We start from the raw sequence: 15,186 nt of genomic DNA on the forward strand, positions 1-15,186 counted from the left end.
GAAGGATCCATGAAAGCGAAACTTGCGGTGCTGGTGGCAATGCTGGTCGGGTCGGGCGCGGTGATGGCCCAGGCGGCCAGCGCGCCCGAGCCCGACTACACGCTGTCGTTCAACGTCGGCGCGGTCACCGACTATCGCTACCGCGGCATCTCGCAGAGCCGCCTGCGCCCCGCGCTGCAGGGCGGCGCCGACTTCGCGCACAAGAGCGGCTTCTATGTCGGCACCTGGGGGTCGACGATCAAGTGGATCAAGGATGCAGGCGGTGACGCGAACATCGAGGTCGACCTGTACGCCGGCTACAAGACCACGTTCAGCGGCGTGGGCGTCGACGTGGGCGTGCTGCGCTATTTCTACCCCGGCTCCGACCTCTCTCCGGCTACCGGCCTGGTGAACCCGGACACGACCGAGGTGTACCTCGCGGGCACCCTGGGCCCGGCCACCCTGAAGTACTCGCACTCGACCACCGACCTGTTCGGCACGCCGGACAGCAAGGGCAGCGGCTACCTCGACCTGAGCGCCGCGTTCGAGCTCCCCTGGTACGGCCTGACGCTCACGCCGCACATCGGCCACCAGAGGGTCCGCCACAACTCCGCGTTTTCGTACACGGACTGGTCGCTCACGCTCGGCAAGGACTTCGGCAACGGCTTCAGCGCCAGCCTGGCCTACGTCGATACCAACATCGTCGTTCGCGCCCCCAACGGCAAGGACAACGCGCGCGGCGGCGTGGTCGCCGGCGTCAAGTACGCGTTCTGAGTTCGCGCGCCTCCAGGAGAACCCCATGAAACTCGTCACCGCCATCATCAAACCCTTCAAGCTCGACGAAGTGCGCGAGGCCCTCTCGGCCATCGGCGTGCAGGGCATCACCGTCACCGAAGTCAAGGGCTTCGGCCGCCAGAAGGGCCACACCGAGCTGTACCGCGGCGCCGAATACGTCGTCGACTTCCTGCCCAAGGTGAAGATCGAGGCGGCGGTGGCGGACGACCTGGTCGAACGCGTCATCGAGGCGGTCGAGGGCGCGGCGCGCACCGGGAAGATCGGCGACGGAAAGATCTTCGTGTACGACCTCGAGCAGGTCGTGCGCATCCGCACCGGCGAGACCGGCCGGGAAGCGCTCTAGACATTCCACCTTCACACAGAGAGCACCGACATGAGGAAACTTCTTGCCTCCCTGGCCCTGGGCCTCGGACTCCTGGCCGGCGGCGTTGCCGTCGCCCAGACGCCCGCCGCTCCGGCGACCGAAGCCCCCGCCGCTGCCGCCACCACGGCCGCGCCTGGTGCGGCGGCACCGGCTGCCCCTGCCGCCGCTGCTGCCGCCCCTGCGGCAGCGACGCCCGCACCCAAGGTCGACTCCGGCGACACCGCCTGGATGCTGACCTCCACGATGCTGGTGATCCTGATGACGATCCCCGGCCTGGCCCTGTTCTACGGCGGCCTGACGCGCTCGAAGAACATGCTGTCCGTGCTGATGCAGGTTTTCGTCGTGTTCTCCCTCATCAGCTTGCTGTGGGCGATCTACGGCTACAGCCTGGCGTTCGCGGGCGAGGGCAACTTCTTCGGCTCGCTGCAAAAGGTGTTCCTCTTCGGCGTGACGATGGAAACCTTCGGCGCGCTCACCACGATCCCCGAGTACGTGTTCGTCTCCTTCCAGGGAACGTTCGCGGCCATCACGGCGGCCCTGATCGTGGGCGCCTTCGCCGAGCGCATCAAGTTCTCCGCCGTGCTGCTGTTCTCGGCGCTCTGGTTCACCTTCTCCTATGTGCCGATGGCGCACATCGTGTGGGGCGGCGGCCTGCTGGCCAAGGACGGCGCGCTGGACTTCGCCGGCGGCACCGTGGTGCACATCAACGCCGGCGTGGCCGGCCTGGTGGGCGCCTATGTCCTCGGCAAGCGCGTCGGCTTCGGCAAGGAGGCCTTCACGCCGCACTCCCTGACGCTGACCATGGTGGGCGCCTCGCTGCTGTGGGTGGGCTGGTTCGGCTTCAACGCCGGTTCCGCCGGTGCCGCCAACGCCTCTGCGGGCCTCGCCTTCATCAACACGGTGCTGGCGACCGCCGCCGCGACGCTGTCGTGGATCACCGGTGAAGCGCTGGCCAAAGGCAAGGCTTCCATGCTGGGCGCCGCCTCGGGTGCCGTCGCCGGCCTGGTCGCCGTCACCCCGGCCGCGGGCTTCGTCGGCCCGATGGGCTCCATCGTGCTGGGCCTGATCGCCGGCCTGGTGTGCCTGTGGGGCGTCAGCGGCCTCAAGCGCATGCTGGGTGCCGACGACGCGTTCGACGTGTTCGGCGTGCACGGCGTGGGCGGCATCGTCGGCGCGCTGCTGACCGGCGTGTTCGCGGCCCAGAGCCTGGGCGGCACCGGCGGCGCCACGCCCGACACCTTCACCATCGCCGGCCAGGTGTGGGTCCAGTTCAAGAGCGTGCTGCTCACGGTGGTCTGGTCCGCCGTCGTGGCCTTCGTCTCCTACAAGATCGCCGATCTGCTCGTCGGCCTGCGGGTCAGCGAGGAAGAGGAACGCGAGGGCCTGGACATCAGCAGCCACGGCGAAACCGCCTACAACCGCTGATCCGGCCCGGCAAAGAGTCTCCTTTGGATGTTCGGCCCGCTTCGGCGGGCCGTTTTTTTCGCGCGCCTCGCCCGCACGGGCACAATGGGCCGAAAAGGAGACAGGCCCATGATCGAACTGCGTGCCGGACGGCTGCGATGCGAACTCAAGCCCGAACTCGGCGGCTGCATTGCCGGCCTCTGGCTGGACGATCAACCGGTCCTGCGCTCCACGCCGGCCGCGCAGCTCGCGGCGGCGCGGCTGGCGGGGTGCTATCCGCTGGTGCCCTTCTCCAACCGCATCGGCCACGCCAGCCTGGTATGGCAGGGCACGCAGCACCCTCTGGTGCGCAACAACGGCGACGAGCCGCACGCGATCCACGGCGTCGGCTGGCAGCGGCCCTGGAACGTGCTCGACCGCGACGCGACGTCGGCCATGCTCTCGTACGCGCATGGCGCCGATTCGTCCTGGCCCTTCGCCTTCGACTGCTCGCACACGGTCCGGCTCACCGCCACGGCGCTGGAGATGACGCTGGCCCTCACCAACCAGTCGGACCAGCCGGCGCCGGCCGGCCTCGGCTGGCACCCGTATTTCGTCAAGCGGCCGCACAGCCATCTCAGCTTCGAGGCCCGCGGGCGGTGGGAAATGGGCGCCGACAAGCTGCCCACGGAACGGCGCGACAGCGGCGGCCTCGACGTGGACTGCGCCGCGCTGGAAGTCGACCACTGCTACGACGGCTGGAACGGCGTCGCCCACCTGCGCGACGAGCGCCTGCACGCGATCGTCCGCTCCGGCCTCACGCGGCTGGTGGTCTTCACCAACCCCGCCCGGGAGGGCATCGCGCTGGAGCCGGTGAGCCACGCCAACAACGCGGTGCACCTCTACGCCCGCGGCGCCGCGGCGGAGGAGCTCGGGCTGCGCGTGCTGCAGCCCGGCGAGACCATGATCGCGGAGATGTCCATCGAGGCGGAGCCGGCTGCATGAAGTGGCAGGTGGCGGTGCCCGAGCCGGACGCGCTCGGCGAGTCGCCGTTCTGGCATCCCGCGGAAAACCGGCTCTACTGGGTCGACATCGAAGGCCGGCGGGTGCGGCGCTGGGATCTGGCCAGCGGCGCGCGCGAGCAGTGGGAGCTGCCGCAGGAGGCGGGCTGCATCGCGCCGGCGGCGCACGGCGGGCTGGTGCTGGGGATGCGCGACGGCATCTACCGCGCGCGCAGCTGGGGCGGCATCCTGGAGCCGCTGGTGCGCTTCAGCCATGGCGCGCATTCGCGCTTCAACGACGGCAAGGCCGATCCGCTCGGTCGCTTCTGGGCCGGCACCTACTACGAGCCCAAGGACGCACGCAAGGCCGACCTGTTCTGCATCGATTGCCGGCCCGAGAACGGCAACGACGGCAAGGCCCTGGTGCAGCTGAAGGTCACCAACACGATGAACTCCAACGGCCTCGCCTGGTCGCCCGACCAGCGCACGCTGTACTGGGCGGACACCGCGGACCACACGGTGCATGCGTGGGACTGGGGCGCGCGCGGCAACGCGATGCGGCACCACCGCGTGTTCCACCGCTTCGACCGCAAGCCGGCCGGCTGGCAGCCCGGGCAGCCCGGCTACGGTGGCCGCCCCGATGGCGCGGCGGTGGACGAGCAAGGCCACTACTGGATCGCGATGTTCGAGGGCGGCCGCCTGCTGCGGCTGTCGCCCGCCGGCGCCGTGGTGGCGGAATGCGAACTGCCGGCGCGCTGCCCCACCATGCCCTGCTTCGGTGGCCCGGACCGCCGCACGCTGTACGTCACCACGGCGCGTCATGGCCGGCCCGCCGCGGAACTGGCCGCCTTCCCGCATTCGGGCTGCGTCTTTTCCACGACCGTGGACGTGCCCGGGCTGCCCGTCAACTTCTTCGTCGACTGATGCTGCGCAAGCGACCCGCGCCGTGGCCGTAACATTGCGCGCCATGGATCCCGCCCTCGCCGAACTTGCCGACCGCATCCGCGCCGCCGCGGCCCAGGGCACGCCCCTGCGCATCCATGGCGGCGGCACCAAGGACTTCTACGGCGAACGGCTGGAAGGCGAGCTGCTGGACACGCGCGGGCTGCAAGGCATCGTGAGCTACGAGCCGAGCGAGCTGGTGGTGACGGTGCGGGCCGGCACGCCGCTGGCCGAACTGGAACAGGTGCTGGCCGAAAGCGGGCAGTGCCTGCCCTTCGAGCCGCCGCATTTCGCGCCGGGCGCCACGGTCGGGGGCATGGTCGCCGCCGGGCTCTCCGGTCCCGCGCGGGCCAGCGTCGGTGCCGTGCGCGACTACATCCTGGGCCTCGTGCTCCTCAACGGGCGCGCCGAGGAACTCGTGTTCGGCGGCCAGGTGATGAAGAACGTGGCCGGCTACGACGTCTCGCGCCTCATGGCCGGGGCGCTGGGCACGCTGGGCCTGATTGCCGAAGTGAGCCTGAAGGTACTGCCGGTGCCGCCGGCCGAGGCCACGCTGCGCTTTCGCATCCCGCAGGCGGAGGCGCTCGAGCGCCTGAACGCCTGGGGCGGCCAGCCGCTGCCGCTCAATGCGAGCTGCTGGGAGCCGAGCAACGGCGGCGCCCTCTACCTGCGCCTGCGCGGCGCCGTGGCGGCCGTCGAAGCGGCCTGCCGCAGCCTCGGCGGGGACCAGCTGGACACGGCCGGCGCCGCCGCGGAATGGAACGCCTGCCGCGACCACGGCATGATCTGGTTCACCGAAGGCGGGGAGCGCGACCTGTGGCGCCTGTCGGTGCCGCAGACCGCCCGGGTGCTGCAACTTCCAGAAGCGCCCCTCGTCGAATGGCATGGCGCCCAGCGCTGGGTGCGGGCGCAGCCGGCCGACGGCCACCACGTGCGGCAGGCGGCGCTGGCCGCGGGCGGCCACGCCACGCTGTTCCGCAGCGCGCGCGCCGACGCGCACGACCGCATGACCCACCTGGCGCCGCCCCTGGCCGCCATCCACGAGCAACTCAAACTGCAGTTCGATCCGTACCGCGTCTTCAACCGCGGCCGGCTCTACCCCCATCTCTGATGCAGACCCATCTCTCCCCGGAGTTCCAGGGCACGCCGGAGGGCGCCGAGGCCGAAGCCATCCTGCGCAAGTGCGTGCACTGCGGCTTCTGCACCGCCACCTGCCCCACCTACCAGATCCTCGGCGACGAGCTCGATGGTCCGCGCGGGCGCATCTACCTGATGAAGCAGGTGCTCGAAGGCGTGGAACCCACGCGCAAGACGCAACTGCACCTCGATCGCTGCCTGACCTGCCGCAACTGCGAGACCACCTGCCCCAGCGGCGTCGACTACGGCCGGCTGGTGGACATCGGCCGCGGCATCGTCGAACGCAAGGTCCCGCGCGGCGCGCCATCCCGCGCGCTGCGCTGGGCCCTGAAGGAGGGCCTGACCTCGAGCGGCTTCGCCCCGGCAATGCGGGCCGGCCAGGCCGTGCGCGGCGCGCTGCCCGAAGTGCTGCGCGACAAGGTGCCGCCGCGCCGCGCCGCCGGCGGCTGGCCCACGCGCACGCATGCGCGCAAGGTGCTGATGCTGGCCGGTTGCGTGCAGCCGGCGATGATGCCCAACATCAACACCGCGACAGCACGCGTGCTGGATGCCGCCGGCATCCAGGTCGTGATCGCGCCCGAAGCGGGCTGCTGCGGCGCCCTGAAGTTCCACCTGAACGACCACGACGGCGGGCGCGCCCAGATGCGCCGCAACATCGATGCCTGGTGGCCTTCCGTGGAGCGGGGCGAGGTCGAGGCGATCGTCATGAACGCGTCGGGCTGCGGCGTGACGGTGCGCGAGTACGGCCACTACCTGCAGCACGACGCCGGCTATGCGGACAAGGCCAGGCGCATCGGCGAGCTCACGCGCGATCTCAGCGAGCTGCTGCCGGAGATGGTGCCGCTGCTGCAGGACAAGGTGCGGCCGCGGCCGGGCGTCTTCGCCTACCACGCGCCCTGCACCCTGCAGCACGGCCAGAAGCTCAGGGGCGGGGTCGAGCAGGGCATGGCGGCGCTCGGCTTCGAGCTGCGCGTGGCGATCAACGAATCGCACCTGTGCTGCGGCTCGGCCGGCACCTATTCGCTGCTGCATCCGGAGATCTCGCACACCCTGCGCGATCGCAAGCTGGGGCACCTGGGCGCGCTGCAGCCGCAGGCCATCCTCTCCGCCAACATCGGCTGCATCACGCACCTGCAAAGCGGCACGGAGCTGCCCGTGCGGCACTGGGTGGAAGTGCTGGACGAGGCGCTGGCAGCTTCTCAGACCCAGTCGCGTTCGGCCAGGTAGCGCAAGGCCCTCTCGCGGGCGCGCCGCACGACGGCCGCCGGGTCGCGGCCGGACAGCTGCGGCATCGCCGCGTCGGCGATCATGCGGGCCGTTTCCCGCACCCGTGCGAAGTCGCCCGGCACGCGGATGCCTTCGCGGGCCGCCGCAGCCTGCACCTGCAGGCACCAGGCGGCGGCCTGCTCGGCCGTCCTGGCATCGGCGCGCAACAGGTCCGGCGGACCTTGCGAACCCGCCTCGCCTGCATCCAGCGCGGCGAGCAGCCGGCGCGACAGCGCGCGCGCCGTGCCAGCGAGCTTCGCGCATTCGATGTGCCGCGCCTGCTGCTGCTGGGCCAGCCACTTGCGGAAACTCTCCTCCACCAGGGCCTGCCGGGTGCGCGCTGCGCTGGTCTCCAGCCAGGTGACCAGGGTGGCGCACTCGGTGCGCTTGCCGGCGGTGTCCTGCCGTTGCAGGCGTTCGCCGAAGCGGCGCGCGAGCGTGCCGGCCAGGCGCTCCATGCCCTGCGGACCGACGCGCCGCTCGGCGGCCGCGCGGCCGGCGGCCAGGTTGGCGCGGTGGCTGTCGTTCAGGCGTGCGAGGCCGGCGTCGATGGCGTCGCCGAGCGCCGGGTCGACCTCGGCGCAGGGGCCGCGCACCTGCTGCGCGAGCAGGGCGCCGTGGAACAGCGGCCGCAAGGCGTCGTCCACGAACTCCTGCGCGTGGCAGGGCCAGAACCACACGGGCAGCGTGGCGAGGACGATCCAGCGGAAGCGGGGCATCGAACCATTGTGCGCTGGCGTCGGCGCGCGCGGGCGCATTGCGGCGCACGTTTCGCCGCGGGCAGGGAAAGTTCCCGCACCGCATCAATGCCGAGCTGATCGCGGCGGCATCGCCCCAGCAAACGGCATCGGTGGTGTACAACACGCAGTCCACCCAAGCACCGCCCCGACCCATGACAGCAGGCCAGGATTTTCTCGCCGGCGGCGGCGAGATGGGACAGCGCATCCGCAGCTTCGACTGGGCCGCCACCCCGCTCGGTCCCATCGAACGCTGGCCCCAGAGCCTGCGCAGCGCCGTCAGCATCCTGCTGCCGTCCAAGGCGCAGATCGCGATGTTCTGGGGCCCGGACCTCATCACCATCTACAACGACGCCTACCGGCCCGTGTTCGGCGCCAAGCACCCCGGCGCGCTGGGGCGCCCGATCCGCGAAGCCTGGGACGAACTCTGGCGGGCCGGCCTGAAGGAACTGTTCGACGGCGTGCTGCAGACCGGCGAGGCCTTCTGGGCCCAGGACCTGCCTTTCTTCATGGAGCGGCACGGCTACCGGGAGGAGACCTATTTCGACGTCTCCTACGACCCCGTGCGCGACGAGTCCGGCAGCGTCGGCGGCCTGTTCTGCATCGTCAGCGAGAAGACCGGCCGCGTGATCGGCGAGCGCCGGCTGCGCACCCTGCGCGACCTCGCCCGCATCGCGGCGCACGCGCAGACCACGGCGGAGGTGTTCGGCAAGGTGGGCGCGGTGCTCAGGGAGAACGCGCAGGACCTGCCCTTCGCCCTGCTGTACGCGCCGGACGAAGGCGACGGCGCCACGCTGGTGGCGCAGTCCGGGCTGGAGGGCTCGGCGGCGGCGCCGGCCCGCCTGCCCGCCAGCGGCGGCGCCTGGCCGCTGGCGCGTGAACTCACCTTGCTCTCCGGCGATGCCCTGGCCTCGCTCGGTTCGCTGCACGGCGGCCCCTGGCCGGAGCCGGTGCGCGAGGCCGTGGTGCTGCCCCTGTCCGGCAGCGGCGAAGCGGGCCACGGCTGGCTCGTCTGCGGCGCCAGCCCGCGCCGCCACGTCGACGACGACTTGCGCGACTTCGTGGCGATGGTGGCTTCCAACATCGCGGCCGCCCTGGACAGCGCACGGCGCTCGGAACACGAGCATCGCCGCGCCGAGATGCTGGCCGAACTCGATCGCGCCAAGACGACCTTCTTCAGCAACGTCAGCCACGAGTTCCGCACCCCGCTGACGCTGCTGATGGCGCCGCTGGACGACGCGCTCGCGGATGCGGCCCGCCCGCTCGATCCGGTGCAGCGCGAACGGCTCGAGCTGGCCCGCCGCAGCAGCGCGCGGCTGCACAAGCTGGTCAACTCGCTGCTGGATTTCTCGCGCATCGAGGCCGGCCGGACGCAGGCGAGCTACGTCGCCACCGACCTCGCGGCGCTGACGGCGGAACTCGCCAGCAGCTTCCGCTCCGCCATCGAGAAGGCCGGCCTGCGGCTGCTCGTGGACACCCCGCCCACGCGCGAGGCGGCGTACGTCGACCGCGACTTCTGGGAAAAGATCGTCCTCAACCTGCTGTCCAACGCCTTCAAGTTCACCTTCGAAGGCCGGATCGCGGTGCGGCTGCGCGAAACCGCCGGCGCGTTCGAGTTGAGCGTGCAGGACACGGGCGTCGGCATCCCGGCGCAGGAACTGCCGCACGTGTTCCAGCGTTTCCACCGCGTCGAAGGCACGCGCAGCCGCACGCACGAGGGCTCCGGCATCGGCCTGGCGCTGGTGCACGACCTGGTGCGCCTGCATGGCGGCGAAGTCGCGGTGAGCAGCCGCGAAGGCGAGGGCAGCTGCTTCACCGTCACCATCCCGGCCGGTCATGCGCACCTCGATGCAGCGCGGCTGGGCGCGGCGCCGACGCTCGCCAGCACCGCGGTGGCCGGCTCCGCCTACATCGAGGAGGCCCTGCGCTGGCTGCCCGGCCAGCCGACGCAGGCCCCGGCGGCTGCGGGGTCGCGCCCGCGGATCGTGCTGGCCGACGACAACGCCGACATGCGCGACTACATCCGCAACCTGCTGGCCGGCAGCTACGAGGTCGAAGCGGTCGCCGACGGCCTCGCGGCGCTGCAGGCGGTCGAGGCCCGCGGCGCCGACCTGGTCCTGAGCGACGTGATGATGCCCGGCATCGACGGGCTGGAGCTGGTGCGGCGCCTGCGGCAGCAGCGCGCCACCGCGCAGCTGCCGGTGCTGCTGCTGTCGGCCCGCGCCGGCGAGGGCGCCCGCATCGACGGGCTCGACGCCGGTGCCGACGACTACCTGGAAAAGCCCTTCGCCGCCAAGGAACTGCTGGCGCGGGTGGCGGCGCGGCTGGAGATCTCGCAGCTGCGCCGGGCGGCGGCCCGCGAGGCGCAGCTGCGCGAGCAGCAGCTGCGCATGGTGACCGACAACGCGCCGGTGATGCTGCTGCAGTTCGACGACCAGGCCCGCTACCGCTTCGTCAACGGCCCCTATGCGGCGCGCGTCGGCTGGCGCGTGGAGGACCTGGTCGGCCGCACGATCCCGGAGGTGCTGGGCGAGGAGGCCTTCGCGCTGGTGCGCGAGCACGTCGCCGCGGCGCTGGCCGGCCAGCGGGTGGAGTTCGACGCCCGGGTGCCGTATCCGGTGCTGGGCGCGCGCTGGATGCACGGCACCTACATCCCGCAATGGGAGGACGGGCGCGTGACCGGCTTCGTCTCCGTGCTGTACGACGTGACGGACCGCAAGCTGGCGCAGCTGCGGCTGCAGGAACAGGCGCAGCGGTTCGAGAAGCTCAACGAAGTGGGGCTCACGCTGGCCGCCGAATCGGACCTGCAGCGCATCGTGCAGGCGGTCACCGACGTCGCCACCGACCTGAGCGCGGCCGAATTCGGCGCCTTCTTCTACAACGTCGTCAACACCGCCGGCGAGTCGTACATGCTGTACACGCTGTCGGGCGTGCCGCGCGAACGCTTTGCCCGCTTCGGCATGCCGCGCAACACCGCCGTGTTCGGTCCCACCTTCGCCGGCCAGGGGGTCGTGCGGGTGCCGGACATCACGCAGGATCCGCGCTACGGCCACAACGCGCCGCACCACGGCATGCCCAAGGGGCACCTGCCGGTGCGCAGCTACCTGGCGGTGCCGGTGCTCTCGCGCGCCGGCGAGGTGCTGGGCGGCCTGTTCTTCGGCCACTCGCGGGCGGGGGTGTTCACCGAGGAGGCGGAGCGCATCGTCGTCGGCATCGCCGCCCAGGCCGCGGTGGCGATCGACAACGCGCGCCTGCACGAACAGCGCCTGCGGTTGATCGAGCAGCTGCAGGAATCGGACCGCCGCAAGGACGAATTCATCGCCACGCTGTCGCACGAGCTGCGCAATCCGCTGGCGCCGCTGCGCAACGGGCTGCACCTGCTCAAGCTGCGCTCGCCCGAGGCCGGCGGCGGCGTGCTGGAGATGATGACGCGCCAGGTCAACCAGCTGGTGCGGCTGGTCGACGACCTGCTGGAGATCGCGCGCATCAACCGCGGCACGCTGGCGCTGCGCAAGGAGCGGGTGGAACTGCACGCCGTGGTGCAGCACGCGGTGGAGACGAGCGAGCCGCTGATCCGGGAATGCGGCCACACGCTGCAGGTGGCGCTGCCCGACGCCGCGCTGTGGCTGGACGGCGACGCGGCGCGGCTCGCGCAGGTCCTGTCCAACCTCCTGAACAACGCCAGCCGCTACACCGACCGCGGCGGCCGCATCGCCCTCGAGGCGGCCGTGGAGCAGGGGCGCGTGCTGCTGTCGGTGCGCGATACCGGCATCGGCTTCGAGGAGGACAAGGCCGCGCAGCTGTTCGAGATGTTCCGCCGCGGCGAGCGCTCGCAGGGCCTCGGCATCGGCCTGGCGCTGTCGCGCCGGCTGGTGGAGATGCACGGCGGCACGCTGGAGGGACACAGCGAAGGGCCCGGCCGCGGCGCCACCTTCACGCTGGCGCTGCCGCTGGAGCCGGATCCGCAGGCGCCGCCGCCGGCCCGGCGCGATGCGGCCGGCGTGGCCGCGCTGCGCGTGCTGGTGGTGGACGACAACCGCGATGCGGCGGACACGCTGCGGATGCTGCTCGACCTGCTGGGCGCGCAGGCGCGGGTGGCGCACGACGGCGAATCCGCCCTGCGCCTGTTCGACGACTTCGCGCCCGAGGCGGTGCTGCTGGACCTCGGCATGCCGGGCATGGACGGCTACCAGGTCGCGCGCCAGCTGCGAGGCCGCCATCCGGACTGGCCCGGCGCGCTGATCGCGCTGACCGGCTGGGGCCAGGAGAACGACCGCCGCAGGACGCGCGAGGCCGGCTTCGACCACCACCTGGTCAAGCCGGTCGACCTGCCGGCGCTGCAGGAGTTGCTGGCCACCGTGGCGGACCGCCGGCGCGACGCCGACGTCGCCCTGCGCTGAACGCGCTCAGGCGACCCGGACGACCACGGTGCCGGCGATCCAGTCGTGGATCGCGCGGCGCTGGTCGTTCAGCATCATCGTCAGCAGCTCCAGGATCGCCCACAGCCAGGCCAGGTTCCAGGCCGCCTGGTACAGGGCCGGCTCGGGCGCGAAGCCGACCGCGAAGGCCATCGAATACCACAGGGCCACGGGCAGCAGCAGGCAGGGCACGATGTCGCGCAGGATGGCCTGCCGGTAGGTGATGCGCTGGCCGCCCTTGACCGGCACCACGCGCACGCGGGCGATCCACTTGCCCAGCGTCTGGCCGAAGCGGGCGTGCATGCAGACCGAGTAGGCGACGCCGAAACCGCTGTAGGCGATGGCCAGCGGCACGCTCAGGAGCGCATGCGGGCTCAGCCGGATCATGCCCTCCAGCAGGGTGTGCAGGGCCGCCAGCACCAGTGCGTCGATCGCGAACGCCAGCGCCCTGCGGCCGGCCGTCTGGTAACGCGGAGCCGGCTGCATCAGGCCGAAAGCGCCGCCTCGATGTCCCGGGCCAGCTTCGCCGGCGCGTCCTGCGGCGCATAGCGCTTCAGGACGCTGCCGTCCTTGCCGACCAGGAACTTGGTGAAGTTCCACTTGATGGCCTTGGAGCCGAGCAGGCCCGGGGCCTCCGCCGTCAGCCAGCGGTACAGGGGATGCGCCTCGGCGCCGTTGACCGCCACCTTCTGCATCATCGGGAAGCTCACGCCGTAGTTCACCTGGCAGAACTGCGCGATCTCCTCGTTGCTGCCCGGATCCTGCGAGCCGAACTGGTTGCACGGGAAGCCGAGCACCACCAGCCCGCGCGGGCCGTACTGCCGGTGCAGTTCCTCCAGGCCGGCGAACTGCGGCGTGAAGCCGCAGGCGCTGGCGGTGTTCACGATCAACAGCGGCTTGCCGCGGAACTGCGCCAAGGGGACGTCCTGCCCGCCGATCTGCTGCGCTTCGAAATCGTAGACGCTGGCCATGCGGCTATTGTGCGCCGCCCGGTCCTTCCTTGCGCGGCCATGCCGACCAGGCCGCCGCCCCGAGGATCAGCGCGCCGCCGGCGAGGGTGCGCGGCGTGAGTTGCGCGGCGCCCAGCGCCACCGACGACAGGCTGGCGAACACCACTTCGGACAGCATCACCAGCGCCGTGGTGTGCGCCGGCAGGCGCGAGGCGCCGTACTGCAGGCCGAGGTTGGCGACCAGGAAGCCGCCCGCCAGCAGCAGCGCGAGCCCCCAGCCCTGGGCGTCCAGCCGCGGCAGCGGCGCAATCGCGCCTTGCAGCACGCCGGCGAGCGCCACGCCGCCGGCCATCAGCATGCCGCCGCCGAACATGGCGAGCACGCGCGAGCCGGCCGTCACCTGCGACAGCCGGCGCAGCAGCACGTTGGTCAGCGCGAAGCACAAGCCGGCCGCCAGCGCCAGCCACTCCGGCAGCGCGCGTGGCCAGGGCAGGCCGACGCCGCCGGCGTCGAGCACCGTGGCCACGCCCGCCAGGGCCAGCAGCAGCCGCCCCAACCCGGCCGGCGACGGCCGCTCCCCGAGCAGCGCCCACGCCAGCAGCACGGACCAGGCGGGCATCAGGTAGAACAGCAGCACGACGCGGACGACGTCGCCGATCGTCACCGCCCAGTTGAAGCCGACGTTGGTCAGGCCCGCGGCGGCGGCCAGGAGCCACAGCCCCGGGGTGCGCAGGAGTTCCGGCACGGCCGCGGGGCGCAGCACGGCGAAGCCGGCAAAGGCCACCAGGTAGATCACGGCGGTGGACCAGAGGGCGTGCACCCCGTGATCCTGCAGCGCGCGGAACGGCCACCACGAGACGCCCCAGACGAAGGCGTTGGCCATCAGCGCAGCGACCGCTGCCGCCTTGGGCGCCGCGCTAGCCATGCACGTTGTCGTGCCGCGCCAGTTCCAGCAGGTGTTCCACCTCGTCGCGGTGCTGCACGCAGTTGCGGGCGTGCCAGCGCCTGATCAGCCACATGAAGCCGGCCACGATCAGCCCGAAGCCGGTGACGGCGCCGAAGGCCGACAGGCCCATGCCGGCCGACAGGCTGTACAGCGCACCCAGTCCGAGGATGCAGGCCTGCTCGTTGAAGTTCTGCACCGCGATCGAGCGGCCGGCGCCCATGAGGTTGTGGCCGCGGTGCTGCAGCAGCGCGTTCATCGGCACTACCATGAAGCCCGCCAGCGCGCCGAGCAGGATCAGGAACGGCGCCGCGATCCACACGTTGTCGATGAAGCGCAGGCAGATCACCAGCGCGCCCAGGACGATGCCCAGGGGGATCACGCCGATGGCGCGGTCCAGCCGGGCGCGCATGGAGGCGATCACCGCCCCGGCCGCCGTGCCGAGGGCCACCACGCCGGAGAGGGCGGAGGCCTGCGTCGTCGAATAGCCCAGGGCAGCGGCGCTCCAGGCCAGCATGATGTAGCGCAGGTTGCCGGTCACGCCCCAGATCAGGGTGGTGGTGGCGAGCGAGATCTGCCCCAGCTTGTCGTGCCACAGGCGGCCGTTGCAGCTCCAGAAATCGGGCACCAGTTCCAGCGCGTTGCGCGGGATCGGCCGCATCTCCACGCCGGTGACGGGGATGCGCGTGTTGAACCAGGCGGCCAGGCAGTAGACGAAGATCAGCACGAAGATCGCCGCTTCGGGCGGCGTGTCGATGCCGGTGTCGATGATCGGAAAGTCCAGCGCCAGCATCCGGTGCGACAGCACGTGCCCCACCAGCTGGCCCCCGAGCAGGATGCCCAGGATGATCGAGGCGATCGTCAGGCCCTCGATCCAGCCGTTGGCCTTCACCAGCTGCGAAGGCGGCAGCAGCTCGGTGAGGATGCCGTACTTGGCCGGCGAATAGGCCGCCGCGCCGAGGCCCACGATGGCGTACGAGGCGAGCGGGTGCATGCCCAGCAGCATCATCAGGCAGCCGACCACCTTGATGGCATTGCTCAGGAACATGACCTGTCCCTTGGGCTTGGCGTCGGCGAAGGCCCCGACGAAGGGCGCCAGCACCACGTAGAACAGGGCGAACATGGGCACCAGCGCCGCAGCCTGCCAGGCGGGCGCGCGCGACGTCTTCAGCAGTTCGACGGCGGCGATGAACAGCGCGTTGTCGGCCAGCGACGAGAAGAACTGCGCCGCCATGATGGTGTAGAAACCGCGCTTCATCCGATCGTGGTTG

General features: G+C 71.5%; 13 protein-coding genes. 8 read left to right on the forward strand and 5 right to left on the reverse strand.

Annotated elements, in window-relative coordinates:
- The first annotated feature begins 9 nt into the window (after positions 1-9).
- From JI746_RS18060 to glcF, 7 genes are all read left to right on the forward strand, one after another.
- Positions 10-753 carry a TorF family putative porin gene (locus JI746_RS18060; protein ID WP_201691533.1) on the forward strand — a complete coding sequence of 248 codons (744 nt, stop codon included), beginning with the start codon at positions 10-12 and terminating at the stop codon, positions 751-753.
- 25 nt (positions 754-778) lie between these two features.
- Complete coding sequence (gene glnK, locus JI746_RS18065) at positions 779-1,117, forward strand: P-II family nitrogen regulator (protein ID WP_130374102.1); 339 nt, start codon at positions 779-781, stop codon at positions 1,115-1,117.
- Positions 1,118-1,147: 30 nt separating this feature from the next.
- Positions 1,148-2,563, forward strand: a complete 1,416-nt coding sequence (gene amt / locus JI746_RS18070; protein WP_201691535.1) for an ammonium transporter — start codon at positions 1,148-1,150, stop codon at positions 2,561-2,563.
- 108 nt (positions 2,564-2,671) lie between these two features.
- Positions 2,672-3,526, forward strand: a complete 855-nt coding sequence (locus JI746_RS18075) for an aldose 1-epimerase (RefSeq protein ID WP_201691536.1) — start codon at positions 2,672-2,674, stop codon at positions 3,524-3,526.
- Positions 3,523-4,446, forward strand: coding sequence for an SMP-30/gluconolactonase/LRE family protein (locus JI746_RS18080; protein ID WP_201691538.1), 924 nt, complete (start codon positions 3,523-3,525; stop codon positions 4,444-4,446). Before JI746_RS18075 ends, JI746_RS18080 begins: the two co-directional genes overlap by 4 nt.
- A gap of 43 nt (positions 4,447-4,489) precedes the next feature.
- The gene (glcE, locus tag JI746_RS18085; RefSeq protein WP_201691540.1) at positions 4,490-5,575 is read left to right on the forward strand and encodes a glycolate oxidase subunit GlcE; all 1,086 of its coding nucleotides are present in this window, start codon (positions 4,490-4,492) and stop codon (positions 5,573-5,575) included.
- A complete protein-coding gene (glcF, locus tag JI746_RS18090) occupies positions 5,575-6,828 on the forward strand; it encodes a glycolate oxidase subunit GlcF (RefSeq protein ID WP_201691542.1) in 1,254 nt (417 codons plus the stop codon). Before glcE ends, glcF begins: the two co-directional genes overlap by 1 nt.
- Here glcF and JI746_RS18095 read toward each other — a convergent pair.
- A complete protein-coding gene (locus JI746_RS18095; protein WP_201691544.1) occupies positions 6,801-7,586 on the reverse strand; it encodes a hypothetical protein in 786 nt (261 codons plus the stop codon). The genes glcF and JI746_RS18095 overlap by 28 nt on opposite strands.
- Before the next feature lie 173 nt (positions 7,587-7,759).
- On the opposite strand from JI746_RS18095, the gene JI746_RS18100 reads away from it, so the two are divergent.
- Positions 7,760-12,004 (forward strand): ATP-binding protein, encoded by a 4,245-nt coding sequence (locus JI746_RS18100; RefSeq protein ID WP_201691546.1) that lies wholly within the window; start codon positions 7,760-7,762, stop codon positions 12,002-12,004.
- 6 nt (positions 12,005-12,010) lie between these two features.
- On the opposite strand, the gene JI746_RS18105 is transcribed toward JI746_RS18100, so the two are convergent.
- Genes JI746_RS18105 through lplT form a run of 4 tightly spaced genes read right to left on the reverse strand, consistent with a single transcriptional unit; the run spans position 12,011 to position 15,173 of the window.
- Complete coding sequence (locus JI746_RS18105; RefSeq protein WP_201691548.1) at positions 12,011-12,508, reverse strand: RDD family protein; 498 nt, start codon at positions 12,506-12,508, stop codon at positions 12,011-12,013.
- Entirely contained in the window at positions 12,508-12,993 is a 486-nt protein-coding gene (locus JI746_RS18110) for a glutathione peroxidase (protein WP_201691550.1), read from the reverse strand. The genes JI746_RS18105 and JI746_RS18110 overlap by 1 nt, the downstream gene beginning before the upstream one ends.
- Positions 12,994-12,997: 4 nt before the next feature.
- On the reverse strand, positions 12,998-13,897 hold the full coding sequence (locus tag JI746_RS18115; protein WP_201691552.1) for a DMT family transporter: 900 nt from the start codon (positions 13,895-13,897) through the stop codon (positions 12,998-13,000).
- Entirely contained in the window at positions 13,890-15,173 is a 1,284-nt protein-coding gene (gene lplT, locus JI746_RS18120; RefSeq protein ID WP_201691848.1) for a lysophospholipid transporter LplT, read from the reverse strand. The genes JI746_RS18115 and lplT overlap by 8 nt, the downstream gene beginning before the upstream one ends.
- Between the last annotated feature and the right edge of the window lie 13 nt (positions 15,174-15,186).

It is taken from the genome of Ramlibacter alkalitolerans, from assembly GCF_016722765.1.
Lineage (GTDB): Bacteria > Pseudomonadota > Gammaproteobacteria > Burkholderiales > Burkholderiaceae_C > Ramlibacter > Ramlibacter alkalitolerans.